Below are 23713 nucleotides of genomic sequence, written 5' to 3'. Positions count from 1 at the left end.
GGCGGATTCTTGACCCTCAAGTAGTAGAGATAGAGAATCTGCCTTTTCATTTTGAGGACAGCAAAAAGACTGCACGGTTGAGGCAGCCTTTTCTTTTTATTTGAGATAGCGTTGAAGGAATTCTTTTGTACGGTCTTCTTTAGGATTGGTGAAGAGATCTTCTGGTTTGCCTTCTTCAGCAATCACACCCTTATCCATAAAGATAACACGGTGAGAGACATCACGGGCGAATTCCATTTCGTGGGTTACGACAATCATGGTCAAGCCTTCCTGAGCCAGATCTTGCATGATTTTGAGGACTTCTCCAACCATTTCTGGATCGAGAGCTGATGTTGGTTCATCAAAGAGAATAGCGTCCGGATTCATGGAGAGGGCACGAGCGATGGCCACACGTTGTTTTTGACCCCCTGAGAGTTGTCTTGGCTTCGCTTGCCAGTAGCGTTCTCCCATGCCGACTTTTTCTAGGTTTTCTTTGGCAGTCTTTTCAGCTTCTGTGCGTTCGCGTTTAAGGACAGTTGTCTGAGCGACAATTGTGTTTTCAAGCACGTTGAGATTTTCAAAGAGGTTAAAGGATTGGAACACCATCCCCAACTTTTCACGGTATTGCGTGAGGTCATAGCCTTTTTCGAGGACATTTTGTCCATGATAAAGGATTTGTCCATCAGTTGGTGTTTCAAGTAGGTTGATGGAGCGTAGGAAGGTCGATTTCCCGCTTCCAGAGCTTCCGATGATAGAGATTACCTCTCCCTTGTGGACAGTGAGTGAAATGTCTTTTAGCACTTCGTTTTGGCCATAGGATTTTTTGAGGTGTTTAATTTCAAGGATTGCTTGTGTCATTATTTAAAATCCTCCGTTTGTATTTGGTTAGCACCTGTAGTATAGGTATCCATGTCCATTCTGCGTTCGATGAAGCGTAGGATACGTGTTACGGTGAAGGTGAGGACAAAGTAAATCACGGCGATGATTGTAAATGTCTGGAAGTATTGATAGGTTTGAGTTGCCACGGTATTTCCTGAGAAATAAAGTTCGACAACAGAGATAACGTTCAATACAGATGTATCTTTGATATTGATGACAAATTCATTACCAGTTGCAGGTAGGATGTTACGGACAACCTGAGGCAGGACAATCTTACGCATGGTTTGGTTATGGGTCATACCAAGAGCAGTAGCAGCTTCAAATTGTCCCTTGTCAACTGCTAGGATACCACCACGGACGATTTCAGTCATGTAGGCACCAGTGTTAATCGAAACGATGAAGATAGCAGCCAGTGTGCGATCAAGGTTGATACCGAAAGCTTGGGCAGTTCCATAGTAGATAACCATCGATTGAACGATCATTGGCGTACCACGGAAAATTTCAATGTAGACATTGAGGATCCAGCCGACTAGTTTTTGTAGGCTATAAATGGCTTTATTTTCAGAGAGAGGAGCAGTACGGAAAACACCAATGGCAAGTCCAATAATGAGACCTGTGATAGTTCCGACGATAGAGATTAAAAGGGTGACACCCGCACCACGCAAGAGTTGTTGCCAGTTTTCAGAAAGAATTTTAGCGACTTGGCTGAAGAAACTACTGCTAGTCTCTTCAGTTGTTGTAGATTCGGCAGGTTGTTCCTTGATCATACGATCCATCAAGGCAACTTGGTCATCTTTTGAAATGGTTTCGATGCTGGCATTGATTTGGCTAATACGATTGTCATCTTTACGAAGTCCAATGGCGATAGCTGTATCTTCTTCCCCAGTTTTGAAACCTGGTTCTACTTGGACCATCTTGAACTTAGAGTTAGCAGCTTCAGCAGTCAGAGCTTCTGGGCGTTCAGAAACATAGGCATCGATGACACCAGCCTCAAGAGCTTGGCGCATTTGAGCGAAGTCTCCCATAGCTGTTTCTTTTTTAGCACCTAAGATTTGTGCAATCAAGTCGTAGAGGTAGACACCTTGTTGAGAAGTGATTTTCGCACCATTAAAGTCATCCAAAGATTTAGCATTTGCGTAGGCAGAATCTTTTTTGATAAGCAAAACTGGTTCGCTAGTGTAGTAACTGCTTGAAAAGGCAATTTCTTGTTTACGCTCGGCAGTAGGACTCATACCTGCGATAATCATGTCAATCTTACCAGAAGTAAGGGCAGGGACTAGACCTTCCCACTTGGTTTTAACAACCAAAGGTTCTTTACCTAAGTCCTTAGCGATTTTCTTGGCGATTTGAACATCGTATCCGTTGGCATACTGGTTGGTTCCATCGATTTTGACAGCTCCATTGCTATCATCATCCTGGGTCCAGTTAAAGGGGGCATATGCTGCTTCCATCCCGATGCGTAAATATTCATCGGCTTGAGCAACATTGACAAGTCCTAGCATCAGCAAGAGACTTGTGAAAATAGATAAGTATATTTTTCTCATGATTTCTCCTATTCTAATCTATTAAAAAATAACTGTCTCCTATTTTATCGAAAAATGCGTAATTTTTCAACATAAGTAAGCCTTTACTTACGAAAAAATGCTATAATGATAAGAAAGATAAAAAGGGGGCTTAGTTGATGAAAAAAACTTTTTTCTTACTGATGTTTGGCTTGTTTTGCCTTCTGCCACTTTCTGTTTTCGCCATTGATTTCAAGATAAACTCTTACCAAGGGGATTTGTATATTCATGCAGACAATACGGCAGAATTTAGACAAAAGATAGTTTATCAGTTTGAGGAGGACTTTAAGGGCCAAATCGTGGGACTTGGACGTGCTGGCAAGATGCCTAGTGGATTTGACATTGATCCTCATCCAAAGGTTCAGGCTGCGAAAAATGGTGCTGAACTAGCAGACGTTACGAGCGAAGTGACAGAAGAAGCGAATGGTTATACTGTGAGAGTCTATAATCCAGGCCAGGAAGGCGACACAGTTGAAGTTGAGCTTACATGGAACTTAAAAAATTTGCTTTTCCTATATGATGACATTGCTGAATTAAATTGGCAACCTTTAACAGATAGTTCAGGGGCTATTGGCAAGTTTGAATTTCATGTAAGGGGAGACAAGGGAGCTGAAAAAACTCTTTTTCCATACAGGGAAACTTTTTAGAGAGGGAACGATTGAAAAGAGTAGCCTTGATTATACTATTCGTTTGGACAATCTTCCGGCTAAGCGTGGAGTTGAATTGCATGCCTATTGGCCTCGAACTGATTTTGCTAGCGCTAGGGATCAGGGATTGAAAGGAAATCATTTAGAAGAATTTAATAAGGTAGAAGACTCGATTGTTAAAGAAAAAGAGCAAAGTAAACAACTCCTTACTTGGGTCTTACCTTCGATACTTTCTATCTCCTTGTTATTGAGTGTCTGCTTCTATTTTATCTATAGAAGAAAGACCACTCCTTCAGTCAAATATGCCAAAAATCATCGTCTCTATGAACCACCAATGGAATTAGAGCCTATGGTTTTATCAGAGGCTGTCTACTCGACCTCCTTGGAGGAAGTGAGTCCCTTGGTCAAGGGGGCTGGCAAATTCACCTTTGACCAACTTATTCAAGCTACCTTGCTAGATGTGATAGACCGTGGAAATGTCTCTATCATTTCAGAAGGAGATGCAGTTGGTTTGAGGCTAGTAAAAGAAGATGGTTTGTCAAGCTTTGAGAAAGACTGTCTAAATCTGGCTTTTTCAGGCAAAAAAGAAGAAACTCTTTCCAATTTGTTTGCGGATTACAAGGTATCTGATAGTCTTTATCGTAGAGCAAAAGTCTCTGATGAAAAACGGATTCAAGCAAAGGGGCGTCAGCTTAAATCTTCTTTCGAAGCAGTATTAAAAGAGATGCAAGAAGGGGTCAGAGACAGGGTTTTCTTCTGGGGGCTCCCAGATTACTATCGTCCTTTAACTGGTGGGGAAAAGGCCTTGCAAGTGGGTATGGGACTCTCCACTATCTTGCCCCTATTTATTGGATTTGGTTTGTTCTTGTACAGTTTGGACGTTTATGGCTATCTTTACCTCCCCTTGCCAATACTTGGTTTTCTAGGTTTGGTTTTGGCTGTTTTCTATTATTGGAAGCTTCGATTAGATAATCGTGATGGTGTCCTAAATGAAGCAGGAGCAGAGGTCTACTATCTCTGGACCAGTTTTGAAAATATGTTGCGTGAGATTGCGCGATTGGATCAGGCTGAATTGGAAAGTATTGTGGTCTGGAATCGCCTCTTGGTCTATGCGACCTTATTTGGCTATGCGGACAAGGTCAGCCATTTGATGAAGGTTCATCAGATTCAAGTGGAAAATCCAGATATCAACCTCTATGTAGCTTATGGCTGGCACAGTATGTTTTATCATTCAAGCGCGCAAATGAGCCATTATGCCAGTGTCGCAAATACAGCAAGTACCTACTCTGTATCTTCTGGAAGTGGAAGTTCTGGCGGTGGTTTCTCTGGAGGCGGAGGTGGTGGAAGTATCGGTGCCTTTTAAAGAGAACTGCCATAGATTGAAAAATATGCTATAATGGAAGATAGAAAAAGGAGTAATCTATGTATCTTATTGAAATTTTAAAATCTATCTTCTTCGGGATTGTTGAAGGAATTACGGAATGGTTGCCGATTTCCAGTACAGGTCACTTGATTTTAGCAGAGGAATTTATCCAATACCAAAATCAAAACGAAGCCTTTGTGTCCATGTTTAATGTCGTGATTCAGCTTGGTGCGATTTTGGCGGTCATGGTAATCTACTTTAACAAGCTCAATCCTTTCAAACCGACTAAGGACAAGCAGGAAGTTCGTAAGACTTGGAGACTATGGCTGAAGGTCTTGATTGCGACCTTGCCTTTACTTGCCGTCTTTAAGTTTGATGATTGGTTTGATACCCACTTCCATAACATGGTTTCTGTTGCTCTCATGTTGATTATCTATGGGATTGCCTTTATCTATTTGGAAAAACGTAATAAAGCGCGTGCTATCGAGCCAAGTGTGACAGAGTTGGACAAGCTTCCTTATACAACAGCTTTCTATATCGGACTCTTCCAAGTTCTTGCCCTTTTACCAGGGACAAGCCGTTCTGGAGCTACAATCGTCGGTGGTTTGTTAAATGGAACCAGTCGTTCAGTTGTGACAGAATTTACCTTCTATCTAGGGATTCCTGTTATGTTTGGAGCTAGTGCCTTAAAGATTTTCAAATTTTTGAAAGCAGGACAGCTCTTGAGCTTTGGACAATTGTTCTTGCTCTTGGTTGCGATGGGAGTCGCTTTTGCAGTCAGCATGGTGGCTATTCGCTTTTTGACAAGTTATGTGAAAAAACACGATTTTACCCTTTTTGGTAAATACCGCATCGTGCTTGGTAGTGTCTTGCTACTTTACAGTTTTGTCCGTTTATTTGTATAAGAAAAACCTTGAAGGGGCAGCTCTTCAAGGTTTTATACTCTTTGAAAATCTCTTCAGACCGCGTCAGCTCTATCTGCAACCTCAAAACAGTGTTTTGAGCAGCCTGCGGCTAGCTTCCTAGTTTGCTCTTTGATTTTCATTGAGTTTCAAAATCCAGTCACGGTAATCCCCAGCAGGCGGACACCTCTTTCTTTCTCGCTTAATTCTTCATAGAGTTGTAGGGCTATTTGGCTTATCTGGCTAGCATCCTGTGTTTTTTGAGCTAGACTTTTTCGTTTAGTGAGAGTTGAAAAGTCCTCGTAGCGGATTTTCAAAATGACAATTTTTCCAGATTTTTCTTGTTGACTGAGATTGAGAGCGACTCTTTCTGATAGAAGAGTCAGCTCTTTTTTGATATCTTCCTCGGCACGGAGAATCTTCCCATAGGTTTTCTCCTTCCCGATTGACTTACGGATGCGATTGGATTTGACTGGGGAATTGTGGATGCCACGAGCCTTTCGATAAAGGTCATAACCCAGTCTACCAAAACGATCTATTAGGGTCACTTCAGGGACTTCAAGTAGGTCAGCGCCAGTAAAAACGCCCATTTGATGAAGACGTTCTACAGTCTTTTTTCCTACTCCATGAAACTTGGAAATATCCATTTGTTTGAGGAAATCCTCAGCTTGGTCAGGTAGAATCACTGTCAAACCATGTGGTTTTTGATAATCACTGGCCATTTTAGCCAAGAATTTGTTGTAAGAAACGCCAGCAGAAGCAGTTAGATGGAGTTCTTGCCAGATATCCTCTTGAATGAGGCGAGCAATTTTGACCGCTGACTTGATCCCGAGTTTATTTTCTGTCACATCCAAATAGGCTTCGTCAATGCTCATGGGTTCTATTAAATCTGTATAGCGCTTAAAGATAGCTCGAATCTGGAGTCCCACAGCTTTGTATTTCTCATAATTCCCCGAGATGAAGACGGCCTGGGGACAACGCTCATAGGCTTCCTTAGAGCTCATGGCTGAATGGATACCAAAAGCTCGTGCCTCATAGCTACAGGTAGAAACGACTCCCCGCCCACCTGTTTGCCGAGGGTCACTGCCGATAATGACAGGTTTTCCTCTGAGTTTAGGATTATCTCTGATTTCCACCGCAGCAAAAAAGGCATCCATGTCAATATGGATGATTTTTCTTGACAAATCATTTAACAAAGGAAAAATCAACATGCCTAGCCCCCTTTTTACCGCTTATTTTCTTTTATTATACCCTTTTTTCTGAAAAAAAGAAAAAAGGACTTTATTTTTTCAAAAATATAATACAGTTTGAAATAAAATATAGACTGTTTTAGAAAAGAAAGTGTAAAAATAGGGATTTTCCACTTGTTGAAATCGGTTACTGTATGGTATACTTGTCTCATGAATGTAACAGATGGTTGTTACTAGAAAGAAAAAAGAGGACATTAACATGGTTGTTAAAACAGTTGTTGAAGCACAAGATATTTTTGACAAAGCTTGGGAAGGCTTCAAAGGCGTAGATTGGAAAGAAAAAGCAAGTGTATCACGCTTCGTACAAGCTAACTACACACCTTACGATGGAGACGAAAGCTTCCTTGCAGGACCAACAGAACGTTCACTTCACATCAAAAAAATTGTAGAAGAAACGAAGGCTCACTACGAAGAAACTCGTTTCCCAATGGACACTCGTCCAACATCTATCGCTGATATCCCAGCAGGATTTATCGATAAAGAAAATGAAGTTATCTTCGGTATCCAAAACGATGAACTCTTCAAATTGAACTTCATGCCAAAAGGTGGTATCCGTATGGCTGAAACAACTTTGAAAGAAAATGGATACGAACCAGATCCAGCTGTTCACGAAATCTTTACTAAATACGTAACAACAGTTAACGACGGTATCTTCCGTGCCTACACTTCAAACATTCGTCGCGCACGTCACGCACACACTGTAACTGGTCTTCCAGATGCATACTCACGCGGACGTATCATCGGTGTTTACGCACGTCTTGCTCTTTACGGTGCAGACTACTTGATGCAAGAAAAAGTAAACGACTGGAATGCAATCGAAGAAATTGATGAAGAAACAATCCGTCTTCGTGAAGAAATCAACCTTCAATACCAAGCATTGCAACAAGTTGTTCGCTTGGGTGACCTTTACGGAGTTGATGTTCGCAAACCAGCGATGAACGTTAAAGAAGCGATCCAATGGGTTAACATCGCCTTCATGTCTGTCTGCCGTGTTATCAACGGTGCTGCTACATCTCTAGGACGTGTACCAATCGTTTTGGACATCTTTGCAGAACGTGACCTTGCTCGTGGTACATTTACTGAATCAGAAATCCAAGAATTCGTTGATGATTTCGTTATGAAACTTCGTACAGTTAAATTTGCTCGGACAAAAGCTTACGACCAATTGTACTCAGGTGACCCAACTTTCATCACAACTTCTATGGCTGGTATGGGTAACGACGGTCGTCACCGTGTTACTAAGATGGACTACCGTTTCTTGAACACTCTTGACAACATCGGTAACTCTCCAGAACCAAACTTGACAGTTCTTTGGACTGATAAATTGCCATACAACTTCCGCCGCTACTGTATGCACATGAGCCACAAACACTCTTCTATCCAATACGAAGGTGTAACAACAATGGCTAAAGACGGATATGGTGAAATGAGTTGTATCTCATGCTGTGTGTCTCCACTTGACCCAGAAAATGAAGAACAACGCCACAACATCCAGTACTTCGGTGCGCGTGTAAACGTATTGAAAGCCCTTCTTACTGGTTTGAACGGTGGTTACGACGATGTTCACAAAGACTACAAAGTATTTGACATCGAACCAATCCGTGACGAAGTTCTTGAATTTGAATCAGTTAAAGCTAACTTTGAAAAATCTCTTGACTGGTTGACTGACACTTACGTAGATGCCTTGAACATCATTCACTACATGACTGATAAATACAACTACGAAGCTGTTCAAATGGCCTTCTTGCCAACTAAACAACGTGCCAACATGGGATTCGGTATCTGTGGATTTGCCAACACTGTTGACACATTGTCAGCTATTAAGTACGCTACAGTTAAACCAATCCGTGACGAAAATGGCTATATCTACGATTACGAAACAATCGGTGAATACCCACGTTGGGGTGAAGATGACCCACGTTCAAACGAATTGGCAGAATGGTTGATCGAAGCTTACACTACTCGTCTACGTAGCCACAAACTTTACAAAGACGCAGAAGCTACTGTATCACTTTTGACAATCACATCTAACGTTGCTTACTCTAAACAAACTGGTAACTCACCAGTCCACAAAGGTGTATACCTCAACGAAGATGGTTCTGTGAACTTGTCTAAACTTGAATTCTTCTCACCAGGTGCTAACCCATCTAACAAAGCTAAAGGTGGATGGTTGCAAAACTTGAACTCACTTTCTAGCCTTGACTTTAGTTATGCAGCTGATGGTATCTCATTGACTACTCAGGTTTCTCCACGTGCTCTTGGTAAGACTCGTGATGAACAAGTTGATAACTTGGTAACAATCCTTGATGGTTACTTTGAAAACGGTGGACAACACGTTAACTTGAACGTTATGGACTTGAACGATGTTTACGAAAAGATCATGTCAGGTGAAGACGTTATCGTACGTATTTCTGGATACTGTGTAAACACTAAATACCTCACTCCAGAACAAAAAACTGAATTGACACAACGTGTCTTCCACGAAGTTCTTTCAATGGATGACGCCTTGGATGCATTGAGCTAATCAAGTTCTTGAATAATGAAATAAGGAACCCTCGGTCAATCGACTGAGGGTTTTGTGCTTGGGATCTTCAATTCCTTGAGTCAGGCACTAAAATGTCTGACCAGGATTCAAAGATACTTATTGAGTTGCGGGAGGTATTTGATACTCAATGAAAATCAAATAGCAAACTAGGAAGCTAGCCACAGGTTGCTCAAAACACTGTTTTGAGGTTGTAGATAAGACTGACAAAGTCAGTCACATATATACGGCAAGGCGAAGCTGATGTGGTTTGAATTTTATCTCTTAGACCAAGTTCTCTTCATAAAGAGAAGTAGGATTGGATAAATCTCCAAGCGGCCTGCAATCATTGCAAAGGAGAGGAGAATTTTTGAGATAGGGCTAAAGATTGAGAAACTAGATGTCGTTCCTAGAATAGGACCGATGTTATTGAAACAGCTAAAGACAGCACTGGTAACGATCAGGAAATCATTGCTATCTAGGCTGACAATAAAGATAAGCGCTAGCAAAATCATAGAATAGATGACAAAGTACTTGAGAATCTTATGCTGGGTATCTTTGTCAATCACCGTTTTATTCACATGGAGGGTCAAAACACGGTGGGGCGATAGAATGGACAAAATTTGGTTTTTGGCAATTTTTGAAAGGATGAGGCCTCGAATAATCTTGAGTCCACCTGCAGTTGATCCAGCAGAGCCACCGATTGCCATGAGGAAAAGGAGGATAAACTGGGAGAAGAGGGACCAATTGGTAGTGTCTCCATATCCAAAACCAGTTGTTGTAATGATGTTGGAAACCTGGAAGAAGTCCATTTCAAAGCTCTTGGAAAATCCTGGGTAGAGATAGAGGGTATTAAGGCTGATCAAGGCTGTAGAAACCAGTACGATGACCAAATAAGCCCGAAGTTCTTCATCTCCAAAGAAGGCTTTGACGCGACGGAGCATGAGGTAGTAGTAAAGGTTGAAATTTACCCCAAAAACCAGAACTCCGATACTAACCAGATAGGTAATTAGTGAACTGCCATAGTGGGCAATTCCGTCGTTATAGACGGTAAAACCTCCTGTACCTGCTGTTCCCATAGCAATGACAAAACTATCAAATAGGGGCATGCCAGCCAGATAATAGATGATGACAAAGAGGGAGAAGAGAGCTAGATAAAGGAGATAGAGAATCTGGGCAGTATTTTTGAGTTTGGATACAACCTTGCCGAAAACAGGGCCAGGAACCTCGGCCTTCATCACTTCTAGGTGGCTATTTTTGGCATTGTCCATAATAGCAAGTGCAAAAACAAGCACTCCCATCCCTCCAATCAAGTGGGTAAAACTTCGCCAGAAGAGGAGGGAACGGCTGAGAACCGAAACGTCGTTCAAAATACTTGCTCCAGTAGTTGTAAAGCCAGAACTGATTTCAAAAAAGGCATCAATAAGGCTGGGGATTTGCCCAGCAAAGACAAAGGGGAGACCGCCAAAGAAGGACCAAAGGATCCAACAGAGGGCCACAATCAAGACTCCCTCCTTGGCATAAATCCGTTGATTTTTTGGCTTCTGTAAACTCCCTGAACCGCCTAACAATACGAGAATCCCTATGGTCGAAAAGAGGACTGTAAAGACTTGGCTCGATTCACGGTAATAGACAGCAATCGCAACAGGAACCAAAAGGAGAACAGCTTCAATCAAAAGTAATTTTGAAAGGAGGTAGCGAATCATACTTTTATTCATTTCTTACCTCGCAATCAAGTCATAAATCTTAGTGATATTCGGCAACAAGGTTGTTACTAGGAGCTTGTCTCCAACTTCCAACATATCCTCCCCAGTTGGGAAAATCGTTTTGCCCTTTCGAATGATAGCTGCAATAAGAACCCCTTTTTTCAATTTCAGTTGAGAAAGAGGTTTGGCAGTCATTTTATTGGCTTCCTTGATATGGAATTGCAGGGTTTCGATTTGGCCATTGGCTAGATGGTGCATGGCTTGAAGGTCTGAATACTGGGCATTAACTCGACCACGAATAAAGTGCATAATCGTATCTACAGCGATGCTTTTAGGTGTGATGATACTTGAAAAATCAGGCGCATTGATAATCTCGAGGAGACTGGTACGATTGACCTTAGTAATATTTTTCTGTACACCTACCCTGTCAAGGAACATAGATGTAATCAGATTTTCCTCATCGACTCCTGTTAGAGTCGCAACGGCATCATAGTGTTGAGCACTTTCTTCCAGCAGGATATCTTGTGCGGTACCATCTCCTTGAACGATGTAGAGGTTTGGGAATTTCTCGCTAAAGAAGCTAGCGATTTCAGGATTGATTTCAATAATCTTAGTATCAATACGACTATCTTTGAGGATACCTAGTAGATAATAGGCAATTCTACCAGCTCCAACAATAAGAAGACTCTTCACGGCACGAGACTTGAAATAATTATGGAAGAGCATCATATCAACACGGTTACCAGTGACAAAGATTCTATCTTTATCCTGTATGGTCATATCACCACTTGGGATGATAATTTGATGATCTCTTTCTATCGCACATACAATGACATTGCCAAATTTTTTCCGAAAATCAGAAATGGGCATTTGGCAAAGACCACTGGAGGATTTAACAGTGAATTCCATCAAGCTGACCCGTCCACCAAAGAAACGTTCGACAGATAGAGCGTTGGGGAAGTCAATGATGTTGGCGATAGCGCGGGCAGCCAAGAGCTCAGGGTTAACGATAAGAGAAAAACCGAGAATATTCTTTTCTTTGAAATAGGAGTTAGAATATTCAGGGTTCCGCACCCGAACGATGGTCTCTTTAGCTCCCATTTTTTTGGCTAGAACGGCTGCAATCATGTTCACTTCATCGTATTCAGTCAGGGCGATAAAGATATCACAATCCTGGACACTGGCTTGCTCAAGGATGGTAAAATCGGCCCCGTTACCAAGGATACCCATGATATCAAAGCGATTGACAATATGATTGAGGACAGCTTCGTCTTGCTCAATCAGCAAAACATCATGCTTTTCTGCAACCAAGGAGCGACAGAGGGCAGAACTAACTTTTCCCCCTCCGACAAGGATAATTTTCATAATAAAACCTACTTTTTCATGATGTAACTATCATATCCTTTTTCAAAAAAATGCACCTACTAGCTAATAAGAAGAGCTTTTAGTAGGACATTTGCTATAAGGTAAAACTATATCCTAACCAATTGAAATAGCTATTAGCACCTTTCTCTGAAATATGGTATGATAAAGGGTATGCAAGGAGACAAAATGAATAATAATTTACTGGTACTACAATCAGACTTTGGTCTGGTTGATGGTGCGGTATCGGCTATGATTGGAGTGGCTTTAGAAGAGTCTCCAACCTTAAAAATTCATCACTTGACGCACGATATCACGCCTTATAATATTTTTGAGGGTAGTTACCGTCTCTTTCAGACGGTGGATTACTGGCCTGAGGGAACGACTTTTGTATCGGTTGTCGATCCAGGTGTCGGCTCGAAACGTAAGAGTGTGGTTGCCAAGACTGCAAACAATCAATACATTGTCACGCCAGATAATGGGACTCTTTCTTTTATCAAGAAACACGTTGGTATTGTAGCCGTTCGTGAAATTTCTGAGGTAGCTAATAGGCGTCAAAACACAGAGCATTCTTATACCTTCCACGGTCGTGATGTCTATGCCTATACTGGTGCTAAACTGGCCAGTGGTCACATTTCTTTTGAGGAAGTGGGGCCAGAGCTCAGTGTGGATCAGATTGTGGAACTTCCAGTCGTAGAGACCATTATTGAAGATCATCTGGTGAAGGGAGCCATTGATATTCTGGATGTGCGTTTTGGTTCGCTTTGGACCTCTATTACGCGAGAAGAATTTTACAAACTGGAACCAGAATTTGGTGACCGTTTTGAAGTGACCATCTATCACGCTGATATGCTGGTCTATCAAAATCAGGTTGTTTATGGCAAATCATTTGCAGATGTGAGAATTGGGCAACCCATCCTTTACATCAACTCTCTCTATCGTTTAGGTCTGGCTATCAACCAAGGTTCCTTTGCCAAGGCCTATAATGTAGGTGTCGGTTCATCTTGGACCATTGAAATAAAGAAAATAGAATCATAAAATAGGAGAATATAGATGAAAAATCAATCAATTAAACAAGTTGTTGCTGTAGGAATTGGCGCTGCCCTCTTTGTCGTCATCGGGATGATCAACATTCCGACCCCTGTTCCAAATACAAGCATCCAGCTTCAGTATGCGGTACAAGCGCTACTTTCTATTATTTTTGGACCGATTATCGGTTTGCTTGTCGGGTTGATTGGTCATGCAATCAAGGACTCTCTTGCTGGTTACGGTCTGTGGTGGACTTGGATTATCGCTAGTGGGCTCTTTGGTCTAGCTGTGGGGCTATTTAGAAAGTACGTTCGCGTGATCAATGGTGTCTTTGACTGGAAAGATATTCTTATTTTTAACCTCATTCAACTACTTGCAAATGCCCTTGTTTGGGGTGTCTTGGCACCACTTGGAGATGTTGTGATTTATCAAGAAGCTGCAGAAAAAGTATTTGCCCAAGGAATTGTTGCGGGAATTGCTAATGGTGTATCTGTAGCTATTGCAGGAACTCTTCTCTTGCTTGCCTATGCAGGAACTCAAACTCGTGCAGGAAGTTTGAAAAAGGACTAATACTCTTCGAAAATCTCTTCAAACCACGTCAGCTCTATCTGCAACCTCAAAACAGTGTTTTGAGCAACTTGTGGCTAGCTTTCTGGTTTGCTCTTTGATTTTCATTGAGTATAAAATGATGGGGAAGGCTGGGCAACCAGTCTTTTTCGATGTTTATAGATTAGTTAGGCAAGTAAGCTAGGATAGGAATCTTTTTGGCGCTAAGATTTTAAGAGAAGAGACTGCAAGAAGGGGTAAATTTATGATAAAATAGAAGTCTAATACTCTGCGAAAATCTAATTTAAACTGCGTCAGCTCTATCTGCAACCTCAAAACAGTGTTTTGAGCAACCTACGGCTAACTTCCTGGTTTGCTCTTTGATTTTCATTGAGTAGAAGAAGCGAATGAAGAGAGTAAGATGAAAGAAGCTATAATTGAGTGGAAGGATTTCTCTTTCCGGTATGAAACACAACAAGAACCGACCTTGCAGGGGGTGGACTTGACCATTTACAAGGGAGAGAAAGTCTTAATTGTTGGGCCATCTGGGTCAGGTAAATCTACCTTGGGTCAGTGTTTGAATGGGATAATTCCCAATATTTACAAGGGCCAGATGTCTGGAGAATTTGTGATCAAGGGTCAAGCCGCTTTTGATATGAGCATCTATGATAAGTCTCATCTGGTCAGTACAGTTTTGCAGGATACAGATGGGCAGTTTATCGGATTGTCCGTGGCAGAAGACTTGGCTTTTGCTCTGGAGAATGATGTGACAGATCTAGAAGAGATGAAAAGTCGTGTTCATAAATGGGCTGAAAAGCTGGACCTTCTCCCTTTACTAGCTCAGCGTCCTCAAGACTTGTCTGGTGGACAAAAGCAGCGAGTTAGTCTAGCCGGTGTCTTGATTGATGAAAGTCCGATTCTCTTGTTTGATGAGCCACTCGCCAATCTGGATCCCAAGTCAGGTCAGGATATTATTGAATTGATTGATCAGATTCATAAGGAGGAGGGGACGACGACCCTTATTATCGAGCACCGTTTGGAAGATGTTCTGCATCGACCTGTGGATCGGATTGTCTTGATAAACGATGGCCGTATCCTCTTTAATGGAAGTCCTGATCAGTTATTGGCGACTGATTTGTTGACCCAAAATGGAATTCGCGAACCCCTTTATCTAACCACTCTCCGTCAATTGGGTGTGGATTTAGCTAAGGAAGAACAATTAGCAAATCTGGATAACTTGTCTATCTCAAAAGGCCATGTTCAATTGCGGACGGAACTGGTAAAAGAAACCCCAGAATTGCAGTCACTCTTTAGACTAGAGGACGTGTCGTTTTCTTATGATGATAGACCGATTTTAAAATCCATTCATTTAGATATTAAAAAGGGTGAAAAGATTGCCATTGTCGGGAAAAATGGAGCAGGGAAGTCAACTCTAGCCAAGGCCATAAGTAGCTTTATCCAGACGGAAGGTCGCTATCTTTGGGAAGGGCAGGATATAAAAGGAGATTCTGTTGCAGAGCGGGCGGAACGAGTAGGCTATGTGCTGCAAAATCCCAATCAAATGATTTCAACCAATATGATTTTTGATGAGGTGGCTCTGGGACTACGTTTGCGAGGTGTGGACGAGCAGGAAATTGAAACGAGAGTCTATGAAACCTTGAAAATCTGTGGTCTCTATGAATTCCGTAATTGGCCTATTTCTGCCCTGTCATTTGGTCAGAAAAAACGTGTGACTATTGCCTCAATTTTGGTCTTAGGCGCTGAAATCATTCTCTTAGATGAGCCAACAGCAGGTCAAGACCAGAAGAACTATACTGAAATTATGGACTTTCTCGAAGAGTTGCATCAAAAAGGGCATACCATTGTCATGATTACCCATGATATGCAATTGATGCTAGATTATTCAGACCGAGCCCTTGTCATGGTAGATGGAGAATTGATTGCCGATACCGATCCAGCTAGTCTTTTGAGCAATCCTGAGCTGTTAGTAAAAGCCAATCTAAAAGAAACTTCAATCTTCAACTTGGCTAAGAAACTCGACGTGGATCCACTTGCGTTAACGGCATTTTACAAAGAAAGGAGAGAAGGATGCAAGCTAAATTAATCGGTTACCAGCATAGAGATACTGTGATTCATCGCTTGTCAGGTGCTGGGAAACTCCTCTTTTTCATTCTCGTGTCATTGGCTGCCATGATTAGCTATGATACCAGACTGCTTGTTCTGATTGCCATCTTTTCGGTTTTTCTCCTCTATTTGTCAGAAATCCGTTTTAAAGATGTTTCCTTTGTAGCCGTTTTTGCGACGGTATTTGCTGTTTTAAACGTCTTGATGGTCTATCTCTTTTCCCCCGAGTATGGGGTTGGACTTTACGGAGAGAGAAGTGTGATTTGGCAGGGAATTGGTGCCTACACTCTGACCAGCCAGGAGCTCTTTTATCTGCTAAATTTGGCCATTAAGTACCTTTGTACCATTCCTCTGGCTATTATCTTTTTGATGACAACCCATCCTAGTCAGTTTGCTTCTAGTTTAAATCAAATTGGTGTGTCCTACAAGATTGCCTATTCTGTCAGTCTGACCTTGCGTTATATTCCAGATTTGCAGGAAGAATTCTTTACTATCAAGATGTCTCAGGAAGCGCGTGGGATGGAATTATCCAAGAAAGCTTCTCTTATGCAACGAATCAAAGGCAATCTGCGCATTATTACTCCCTTGATTTTTAGCTCGTTAGAACGCATTGATACCATTGCGACTGCCATGGAGCTTCGCCGCTTTGGGAAAGAGAAAAAACGCACATGGTATAGTTATCAGGCCTTGAAAAAAGGAGACTATATTACCTTGCTCTTGGCAACCTTGTTTTTAGTAGTTAGTTTACTACTTATCTTGCAGAATCAGGGACGATTTTACAACCCTTGGAAATAGCTTGAAAAAATTGAAAAAATTGAAAAAATCAAGTCATTTCTATTGACAATGATTCTGAAAGTGTTATACTAAGAAAGTAGTTTCGCTGATTTACTTCAAACCTGTTGTGAGGTAAGTTAACGATGCCTTAACCACGCTGTTTGCTGAGCTTGACTCCGGGCAGTGTGGCTATTTTTTTGCAATGGTGAAAGGAAGCAAGTCATGACAAATCACATTGTATTATTTGAACCTCAAATTCCACAAAATACAGGCAATATTGCGCGTACTTGCGCTGCGACCAATTCTCCCCTCCACATCATCAAGCCAATGGGCTTTCCTATTGATGACCGCAAGATGAAGCGGGCTGGTTTGGATTATTGGGATAAGCTAGAGATTTATTTTTACGAGAGTTTGGAGGATTTCATGTCTCAGATGAAGGGCAAACTCTATCTGATTTCGAAATTCGCGGAAAAAGTCTATTCTGAGGTGGATTTATCGACTGACGAGGACCATTATTTTCTCTTTGGACGTGAAGACAAGGGCTTGCCTGAGGACTTTATGCGAGAACATCCTGAAAAGGCTCTCCGTATTCCCATGAATGATGAACATGTCCGCAGTCTCAATGTGTCTAATACCGTCTGCATGATTGTCTACGAAGCTCTCCGCCAGCAGAACTTTGCAGGTCTTGAGCTCGTTCATACCTATGAAGTGGATAAATTGAAATAAAAAATGAAAATGGAAATGAACAAAATGCTTGCGCTTGCAAGCGTTTTTTGTTATGATAAAAGAGTCTTCAGGGCAGGGTGTGATTCCCGACCGGCGGTGACTTTAACTAGGAAATGATCTTTTCCTTTTATACTTTGTTGACAAGCTTTGCCTAACCAGAAGTTATGCCTACAGCTTGTCGCCTAGTCTAAAAGAAAAATCTCTATTTCCTTCTCTTTAAAGAAGTCCGCGAGCGCAAGCTGATGTGGTGAGATTCCACAACCGACAGTATAGTCTGGATGGGAGAAGACGAAAGAATAGCTTTGTCTGTTCTGATAGATTTATAGCTAGATTGTAACCGCTTGCTTGAATTTCCTTAATAGAGTGAGAGGGAACTTTTGGGATATAAAAAGTGAGAATAGATAGAGGAATCCTTTCTAACTTCTTCTGATTTTATAGAAAATTGGAGGAACCTGTTATGACAAACACACGTCGACTTTCGACCATTGCAATTCTATCAGCCATCTCATTTGTGCTGATGTACTTTGACTTTCCGCTTTTGCCAGCGGCGTCCTTCCTCAAGATAGAATTTAGTATATTGCCAGTCCTTGTGGGCTTGGTGGTCATGGATTTGCCTGCTGCGCTAGGAATTCTCTTGCTTCGCTCACTCTTGAAACTGCTTCTTAACAGCCAGGGAGTGAATACTTACATTGGCTTGCCGATGAATATCGTAGCTTTGGGAGTTTTTGTCATCGTATTTGCTTTGATTTGGAAAAAGGAACGGACAACCCTTCGTTTCTTACTAGGCTCTCTGGCTGGGACTATTGGTTTAACCGTGGCTATGTTGGTTCTCAACTATGTTTACGCTGTTCCTTTGTACGCTAAGTTTGCTAACTTTGATATTGGAAAAATTTTGGGACTGTCCAACTACCTAATGACCATGGTATTACCTTTTAATTTGATTGAGGGTGTAATCTTCTCCGTTTCATTCTGGTTGTTGTATGTTCTCTTGAAACCAACCTTAAAACATTATGAAAGATAAACAAACATTTTTGATGAAGGGCAGTTTTGCCCTTTTACTTTTCGTCCTTCTTGGCTATATGGTCAAATTTTACCCTGAAACGCTGGTCGGTTTTGACCAACCGATACAGACTGCCGTTCGAGGAGACTTGCCAGATTACTTGACTATTCTTTTTAGGGCTATCACACGCTTGATTGATATTCCAGTGATTATCACTTGGGTTGTCATTACAGCTTTTATCTTTTATCGTAAGCTATGGAAGATAGAAAGTTTCTTCATGCTGGGGAATTTGGCTTTGGCAGGTCTTTTAATCGTGACCTTTAAAAATATCTACCAGCGCCCACGACCAGCTATTTTACACTTGGTAGAGGAGAAGGGATTTTCCTTTCCAAGCGGTCATTCTCTGGCTGTAACCTTGATGGTAGGCACTCTGATTGTCGTCCTCAGTCAACGGATGAAAGATCCAGTCTGGAGAAAAGTCATGCAAATCGTGCTAAGCCTTTACTTAGTCAGTGTGTTGGTATCGAGGGTCTATCTGGGAGTTCATTACCCATCAGACGTTCTTGCCAGTCTCTGTGTGGGCTTGGGAGTCTTGTTTATCGAGTTTCCCTTCTATGATAAGCTCCGCTTCCAATGGCGATTTAAAGGCAAGCAGAAGTGATGGAAAAGATAAAAAATTGTACAAATACAAATAGAACCATATAAAATATATACTTGAAACATGTTTTGGTGTTTGATATATTTTAATAAATAAAGCAAGGAGGAAGAAAGTGTGGGTATGTTATTAGCGACACGCTTAAAAAATAAAAGAAAGGAATTAAAATTATCTCAAAAAGAATTAGCTGAGGGGATTTGTGAGCAAGGGCAGATTAGCCGTATGGAGCAAGGTAAATACTCACCTGGGTCAGAATTACTCTTTCAACTATCTAAGCGATTGAAGGTGAGCATGGATTATTTCTTTGAAGATACTGAGGTTTCTAGTTTAGAAAATATTGATAAGTTTAAAGAATTATCTAAGAAATTTTTGGATGAGAGGGAATATGAATCTCTCCATTACATCTATGAACTGGAAAAATCTAAACGTGCTCGTCTATCTGCTAAAGACCAGATTTATTTGGACTGGATTGATACATTAGTTCAATTCTGTTATTTAAATCATCAAACAGGGGCAGTTGCGAAACTGGAAAAAATACTGTTATCTCTGAAAAAATCTGATTTTTACTATCTACAACTGGGAAATACCTTGGCTAATTTTTATTTTGATATGGGGCAGGAAGACACATATCAGGAACTCTATCAACTTTTAAAAGAGAACCTCCAGTCACTATCTGTTCATCATTTGGAACAGTTAGAATTGATGATTAAATTCCGATATAACTATTGTAGATATTTGTGGTTGAATGAACGAACATCTGAAGCTATAGAAGAAATTACAGAAACGATAGCTATTTGTAAAAGATATAATAGTAGTTATCGATTAGCAGATTTGTATTGTTTATTGGGAAATATAAGCGAGAGCTTTGCTGAAAGGGATAGGATACTAGGTTTTTATCAAGTATCTTATCAGCTTTACAAGCACGAAGAGAACCAGAGAATGATGCTAGAAATTGAGAAGGAAATGAAATTATTGGAAAGTGAAGATTAAGAAAAAGATTTGTATTTTTAGATAACTTAAATTCATATTTCAAAAAAAATAAGAAAATACCATAAAAATTATTGACAAACCAAAATTGATGTGTTAGAATATCATCAATAGTTTTTGATTTTGGTATTGGAGCTTTGGGGATATATTGGGCGTTGTTAGGATTTCAATTTCCTTTTGAGCTGAAGAAGGAGGCAATCCAATGAATACTTTTCTGACCAATAAAAATTACCGGATGTTGCTAATTAATCAATGGGTTTCGTCATTTGGTGATACGCTGTTTTATATTTCCTTTATTTCTTATGTATCGGGATATAAATTTGCTTCATTAGCTGTTCTTTGTATAACAGTTTCGGAGACTTTGCCGCAGATTTCTCAGTTGTTCACAGGCGTTATTGCCGATTTTCAAAAAAATCGTGTTGCAAAATATATTGCTATATTGGCAAGTAAGTTTCTGCTTTATACTCTATTGACACTGTTTGTAACGGATAAGAACTTTTCTATGGGGATGGTTTTTCTTATTTGTGGCATCAATCTTTTATCAGATACCATGAGTTATTTTGCAGGTGCTATGATTTCTCCTTTGTATGTGAGGATTATAGGAGATGATATGACAGATGCTATGGGGTTTAGACAGGCAACTGCTGGTGTAGTTAATATTCTTAGCAACCTTACAGGTGGAGTTTTGATTGGGGTCATCAGTCTTCAGATGTTTGTGGGTTTGAATGCTTTGACCTTTCTTTTTGCACTGTTGGGTGTGGTGTTTATTCGTACTTCTTTGAGAGATATTGAGGGACAGATGGAGGTTAGTAAAAGATTAACCGCAAAATCTTTTGGAGAGCATTTCCTCTATTCTATGAAGATATTGTCAAGTTTTCCAACCATCATCAAATTAATATTCATTGCAGCTATGAACCAAGTGATTTTAAGCATTATTACCCCTTTAACGACCTTGATGTTGATTCATCATCCATTTATCTTCTTTGACACTGGGAAATCCATTGCAGCATTGTCAGTGGTTATTTTTTCAGGAACGATTGTGGGAAGTTTTTTGAGTGGAGGTATCCTAAAAAATATTCCCATAAAAATGATTGTCTACTTTGAAGAAATTATGCATCTCTGTATTCTCTTTTCTTGGTTGACCAATCATTTCCTCCTTTTATTGGTAGTTGTCTTCTTATGCGCAGTTGCAGTAGGAATGATGGGGCCTCGGATTTTCAACCTTGTATTCTCGATGGTTCCAGAAGAAGTCATGGGAACCATCCAGTCAGTGCTTGGAGTATTCAATGTTGTTGTACCAGGAATTCTTAGCATGCTCATCGTTGCCTTAGCGAGTGCTACAAACATAAAAATCACAGTGCTTCCACTTTTTATTTTTGTATTGACTGCCTTAGCAATTGTGAAAGCAATGAAAATAGAGTAATAGTAGTATGAACTACTGTCTCTTTTTGGGTGGGAGTTCATTATCCATCAGACGTTCTTGCCAGTCTCTGTGTGGGCTTGGGAGTCTTGTTTATCGAGTTTCCCTTCTATGACAAGCTGCGCTTCCAATGGCGATTTAAAGGCAAGCAGAAGTGAGTATCGAATTCCCTTGAGGAGAAAGAAATGAAAGTCAATATAGCATATCTTCATCCGACTCAACTATACTTATTAGAAAAATGGACCATTCTGTATTATCCCATTACGCTGATTTAAGTTGGAGGAGCTCTTCCCATGCAACATTAGAGCTTATAAAGAGTCCGATCAATACCGTCCAGCTAGAAATTAGGAGGAATCAGCAAGTGATTCCCCTGTCCCTCATAGAGTGATTATAAAACCATACGATAAATGTACCTCCTTAATTAATAAAATCAGACTTTACATGTTTAGAGAGATGACTGTTCCCAAGAGATACCATAATTTCTACCGTAAGCAATATTATATTTCTATCTATTTTAGTCACCACCTAAAACTATGATTTTGCAAGAAAGGTTATGGAATTCTCAAGCAATATGGCTAAAATTAGATAGATATACAAAAGGAAAGATAGAAGCTTTCATATGTATGGTATATCAACACGAGAGCATAGTAATTGCGTAAAATATATTTTTTTGCTATACTAATCAATATTTATTTGCAAAAGGAATGAGTTAAGATAAGCAATAATAATTTTAAATACTTACTTTGCAATCAAATTTTTAACTTGATTGCAAATATTTTTTTCAGTGTAACAATCATCTCAAAGGTTTATTCACAAAGTAATTCTATCAGTGAATCAACATTTGTTTTGATAATAGGAACTATTTCAGCAGTTATAGGAGGTTTGATTGGACCTATTTTTTAGACAAAATTTCACATAAAAATGTATTGTCGTTTACTAATCTGATTGGTGGGCTAGTTACTCTGTCTTATACCATTATCAGTTCATTTAATGATAGTATTATAATAACCTATTCCACAGTCTTTTTAATAAGCATCACCAATAGTTTTTATACTCCTGCACGTCTAGCTATTGTTCCTAGTATAGTTGATAATGATGCGATAGTAAAAGCAAACGGTCTCACCCTAAGCATTCGTCAATCCGTTCAAACAGCAGGCTGGGCACTTGCAATTCCATTGTCTACGTTACTAGGTTTGCAATATTCATTATATTGTATATCTTTGTGTTTCTTGCTCTCCTCAGTTCTAAGTTTTTATATTCACGTTGAAAAGAATCAACATAAACCAAACTCTTCCAAAAGTTCATATGTATATCAAATTTTTGAAGGTCTCATACCTATAAGGGATAATCCTGTCATCAGGGATATAACTATTATGGATATTATTGAAAATTTTGCAAATGTGATTTGGACATCTTCATACCTCCTAGCATTTACAACCACTATCCTTTTAACAAGTGAAACTTGGTGGGGATACCAGGGTTCAGCATACTTCTTAGGGATTATAGTTGGAGGAGGGGTAATAACAAAATACTCTCATAAACTTCAACATTTTCCAGGAAAATTTTTGTTTATATCATCACTTCTTGTTACACTACTCACACTATTTTACACTGTTAATAGAAGCCCTATCATAACAATTATTATTTCTTTTCTAGTCGGCCCCCCTGCACAAATTAGAAATATAATTCAAGAATCAATTATTCAAGAAAAAGTTGATCCTAGTATATTGGCAAGAGCTTTTGCTGCCAGAAGTGTTTTAATGCAACTAATGTATGCTGTAGCGCTAGTTTCATTTAGTTATCTAGCAGACTTAATTGGAATTTTGCCAGTATACTTTATTTCAGTTATCATTTATTTTGCAATTTCATTTATTCCTGTAATATCGTCAGCATTAAAAAAAACACTGTGAAATTATGTATTTTTATGGAGATATAAGACTTCATATATCGTTTTGAGTAGTTTATGAGTACAAGCTATGATAGTTTCCATCTTACTGCCTCCTATTCCATTAGATTAGACTTCCTGCGAAACAAAATATGGTAGAATAGTTCTATGAATTATGAAGCAAGTAAACAACTAACTGATGCACGATTTAAGCTCCTGGTTGGTGTTCAGCGCACGACTTTTGAAGAGATGTTAGCTGTATTGAAAACAGCTTATCAAGGTAAACACGCAAAGGGGGACGAAAACCTAAACTAAGCCTAGAATACCTTCTTATGGCGACTTCAATATGTGCGAGAATATCGAACTTATAAACAAATTGCGGCCGCTTTTGGTATT

17 protein-coding genes, 3 pseudogenes and 1 riboswitch are annotated in these 23713 nt (G+C 40.1%); of the genes and pseudogenes, 15 read left to right on the top strand and 5 right to left on the bottom strand.

All coding sequences use genetic code 11. From position 1 onward, the window contains the following. Window positions 1-96: 96 nt before the first annotated feature. Together HT729_RS05695 and HT729_RS05690 are read right to left on the bottom strand one after the other, a co-directional pair. Complete coding sequence (locus tag HT729_RS05695; RefSeq protein ID WP_000189488.1) at window positions 97-837, bottom strand: amino acid ABC transporter ATP-binding protein; 741 nt, start codon at window positions 835-837, stop codon at window positions 97-99. Further along, window positions 837-2402 carry an ABC transporter substrate-binding protein/permease gene (locus HT729_RS05690; RefSeq protein ID WP_023937414.1) on the bottom strand — a complete coding sequence of 522 codons (1566 nt, stop codon included), beginning with the start codon at window positions 2400-2402 and terminating at the stop codon, window positions 837-839. Before HT729_RS05690 ends, HT729_RS05695 begins: the two co-directional genes overlap by 1 nt. A 137-nt stretch (window positions 2403-2539) precedes the next feature. Here HT729_RS05690 and HT729_RS05685 point away from each other — a divergent pair. Continuing rightward, window positions 2540-4430: pseudogene (locus HT729_RS05685) on the top strand (DUF2207 domain-containing protein). A gap of 59 nt (window positions 4431-4489) precedes the next feature. Further along, entirely contained in the window at window positions 4490-5335 is an 846-nt protein-coding gene (locus HT729_RS05680) for an undecaprenyl-diphosphate phosphatase (RefSeq protein WP_172925873.1), read from the top strand. Between the two features lie 146 nt (window positions 5336-5481). Here the strand turns inward: HT729_RS05680 and dinB are convergent, their stop codons facing one another. Beyond that, window positions 5482-6543, bottom strand: coding sequence for a DNA polymerase IV (gene dinB, locus HT729_RS05675; protein ID WP_000904576.1), 1062 nt, complete (start codon window positions 6541-6543; stop codon window positions 5482-5484). Window positions 6544-6781: 238 nt separating this feature from the next. Between dinB and pflB the strand changes: the two genes are divergently transcribed. Then, the gene (gene pflB / locus HT729_RS05670; RefSeq protein ID WP_000260631.1) at window positions 6782-9106 is read left to right on the top strand and encodes a formate C-acetyltransferase; all 2325 of its coding nucleotides are present in this window, start codon (window positions 6782-6784) and stop codon (window positions 9104-9106) included. A 275-nt stretch (window positions 9107-9381) separates the two neighbouring features. Here the strand turns inward: pflB and HT729_RS05665 are convergent, their stop codons facing one another. Beyond that, window positions 9382-10821, bottom strand: a complete 1440-nt coding sequence (locus HT729_RS05665; protein WP_172930456.1) for a TrkH family potassium uptake protein — start codon at window positions 10819-10821, stop codon at window positions 9382-9384. A gap of 3 nt (window positions 10822-10824) precedes the next feature. After that, complete coding sequence (gene trkA, locus HT729_RS05660; RefSeq protein WP_023937108.1) at window positions 10825-12174, bottom strand: Trk system potassium transporter TrkA; 1350 nt, start codon at window positions 12172-12174, stop codon at window positions 10825-10827. Between the two features lie 186 nt (window positions 12175-12360). Between trkA and HT729_RS05655 the strand changes: the two genes are divergently transcribed. From HT729_RS05655 to HT729_RS05600, 12 genes and pseudogenes are all read left to right on the top strand, one after another. Further along, a complete protein-coding gene (locus HT729_RS05655; RefSeq protein WP_023937107.1) occupies window positions 12361-13209 on the top strand; it encodes an S-adenosyl-l-methionine hydroxide adenosyltransferase family protein in 849 nt (282 codons plus the stop codon). 15 nt (window positions 13210-13224) lie between these two features. After that, window positions 13225-13770 carry an ECF-type riboflavin transporter substrate-binding protein gene (locus tag HT729_RS05650; protein ID WP_000795930.1) on the top strand — a complete coding sequence of 182 codons (546 nt, stop codon included), beginning with the start codon at window positions 13225-13227 and terminating at the stop codon, window positions 13768-13770. A 397-nt stretch (window positions 13771-14167) separates the two neighbouring features. Then, window positions 14168-15850, top strand: coding sequence for an ABC transporter ATP-binding protein (locus HT729_RS05645; RefSeq protein ID WP_172931774.1), 1683 nt, complete (start codon window positions 14168-14170; stop codon window positions 15848-15850). Then, window positions 15835-16665, top strand: a complete 831-nt coding sequence (locus HT729_RS05640) for an energy-coupling factor transporter transmembrane component T (protein WP_172931773.1) — start codon at window positions 15835-15837, stop codon at window positions 16663-16665. Before HT729_RS05645 ends, HT729_RS05640 begins: the two co-directional genes overlap by 16 nt. A gap of 201 nt (window positions 16666-16866) precedes the next feature. Continuing rightward, window positions 16867-17370 (top strand): tRNA (cytidine(34)-2'-O)-methyltransferase, encoded by a 504-nt coding sequence (locus HT729_RS05635; RefSeq protein ID WP_000181388.1) that lies wholly within the window; start codon window positions 16867-16869, stop codon window positions 17368-17370. A 59-nt stretch (window positions 17371-17429) separates the two neighbouring features. Continuing rightward, a riboswitch (FMN riboswitch) is annotated at window positions 17430-17664 on the top strand. Window positions 17665-17827: 163 nt separating this feature from the next. Further along, window positions 17828-18391 (top strand): ECF transporter S component, encoded by a 564-nt coding sequence (locus HT729_RS05630; protein WP_000185823.1) that lies wholly within the window; start codon window positions 17828-17830, stop codon window positions 18389-18391. Then, a complete protein-coding gene (locus HT729_RS05625) occupies window positions 18381-19031 on the top strand; it encodes a phosphatase PAP2 family protein (protein ID WP_240164419.1) in 651 nt (216 codons plus the stop codon). Before HT729_RS05630 ends, HT729_RS05625 begins: the two co-directional genes overlap by 11 nt. 111 nt (window positions 19032-19142) lie before the next feature. Beyond that, window positions 19143-20015: a helix-turn-helix transcriptional regulator gene (locus tag HT729_RS05620; RefSeq protein WP_078836295.1), complete on the top strand. Its 873-nt coding sequence runs from the start codon at window positions 19143-19145 to the stop codon at window positions 20013-20015. A gap of 199 nt (window positions 20016-20214) precedes the next feature. Then, complete coding sequence (locus HT729_RS05615; protein ID WP_172923356.1) at window positions 20215-21435, top strand: MFS transporter; 1221 nt, start codon at window positions 20215-20217, stop codon at window positions 21433-21435. Window positions 21436-21461: 26 nt separating this feature from the next. Continuing rightward, a pseudogene (locus tag HT729_RS05610) lies at window positions 21462-21590 on the top strand (phosphatase PAP2 family protein); the annotation flags it as partial. 768 nt (window positions 21591-22358) lie between these two features. After that, the gene (locus HT729_RS05605) at window positions 22359-23342 is read left to right on the top strand and encodes an MFS transporter (protein ID WP_007284780.1); all 984 of its coding nucleotides are present in this window, start codon (window positions 22359-22361) and stop codon (window positions 23340-23342) included. Between the two features lie 143 nt (window positions 23343-23485). Beyond that, a pseudogene (locus HT729_RS05600) lies at window positions 23486-23713 on the top strand (IS5/IS1182 family transposase); the annotation flags it as partial.

It is taken from the genome of Streptococcus sp. 79, from assembly GCF_013277425.1.
Classification (GTDB): domain Bacteria; phylum Bacillota; class Bacilli; order Lactobacillales; family Streptococcaceae; genus Streptococcus; species Streptococcus pseudopneumoniae.
This window is presented reverse-complemented; position numbering and strand designations above follow the sequence as displayed.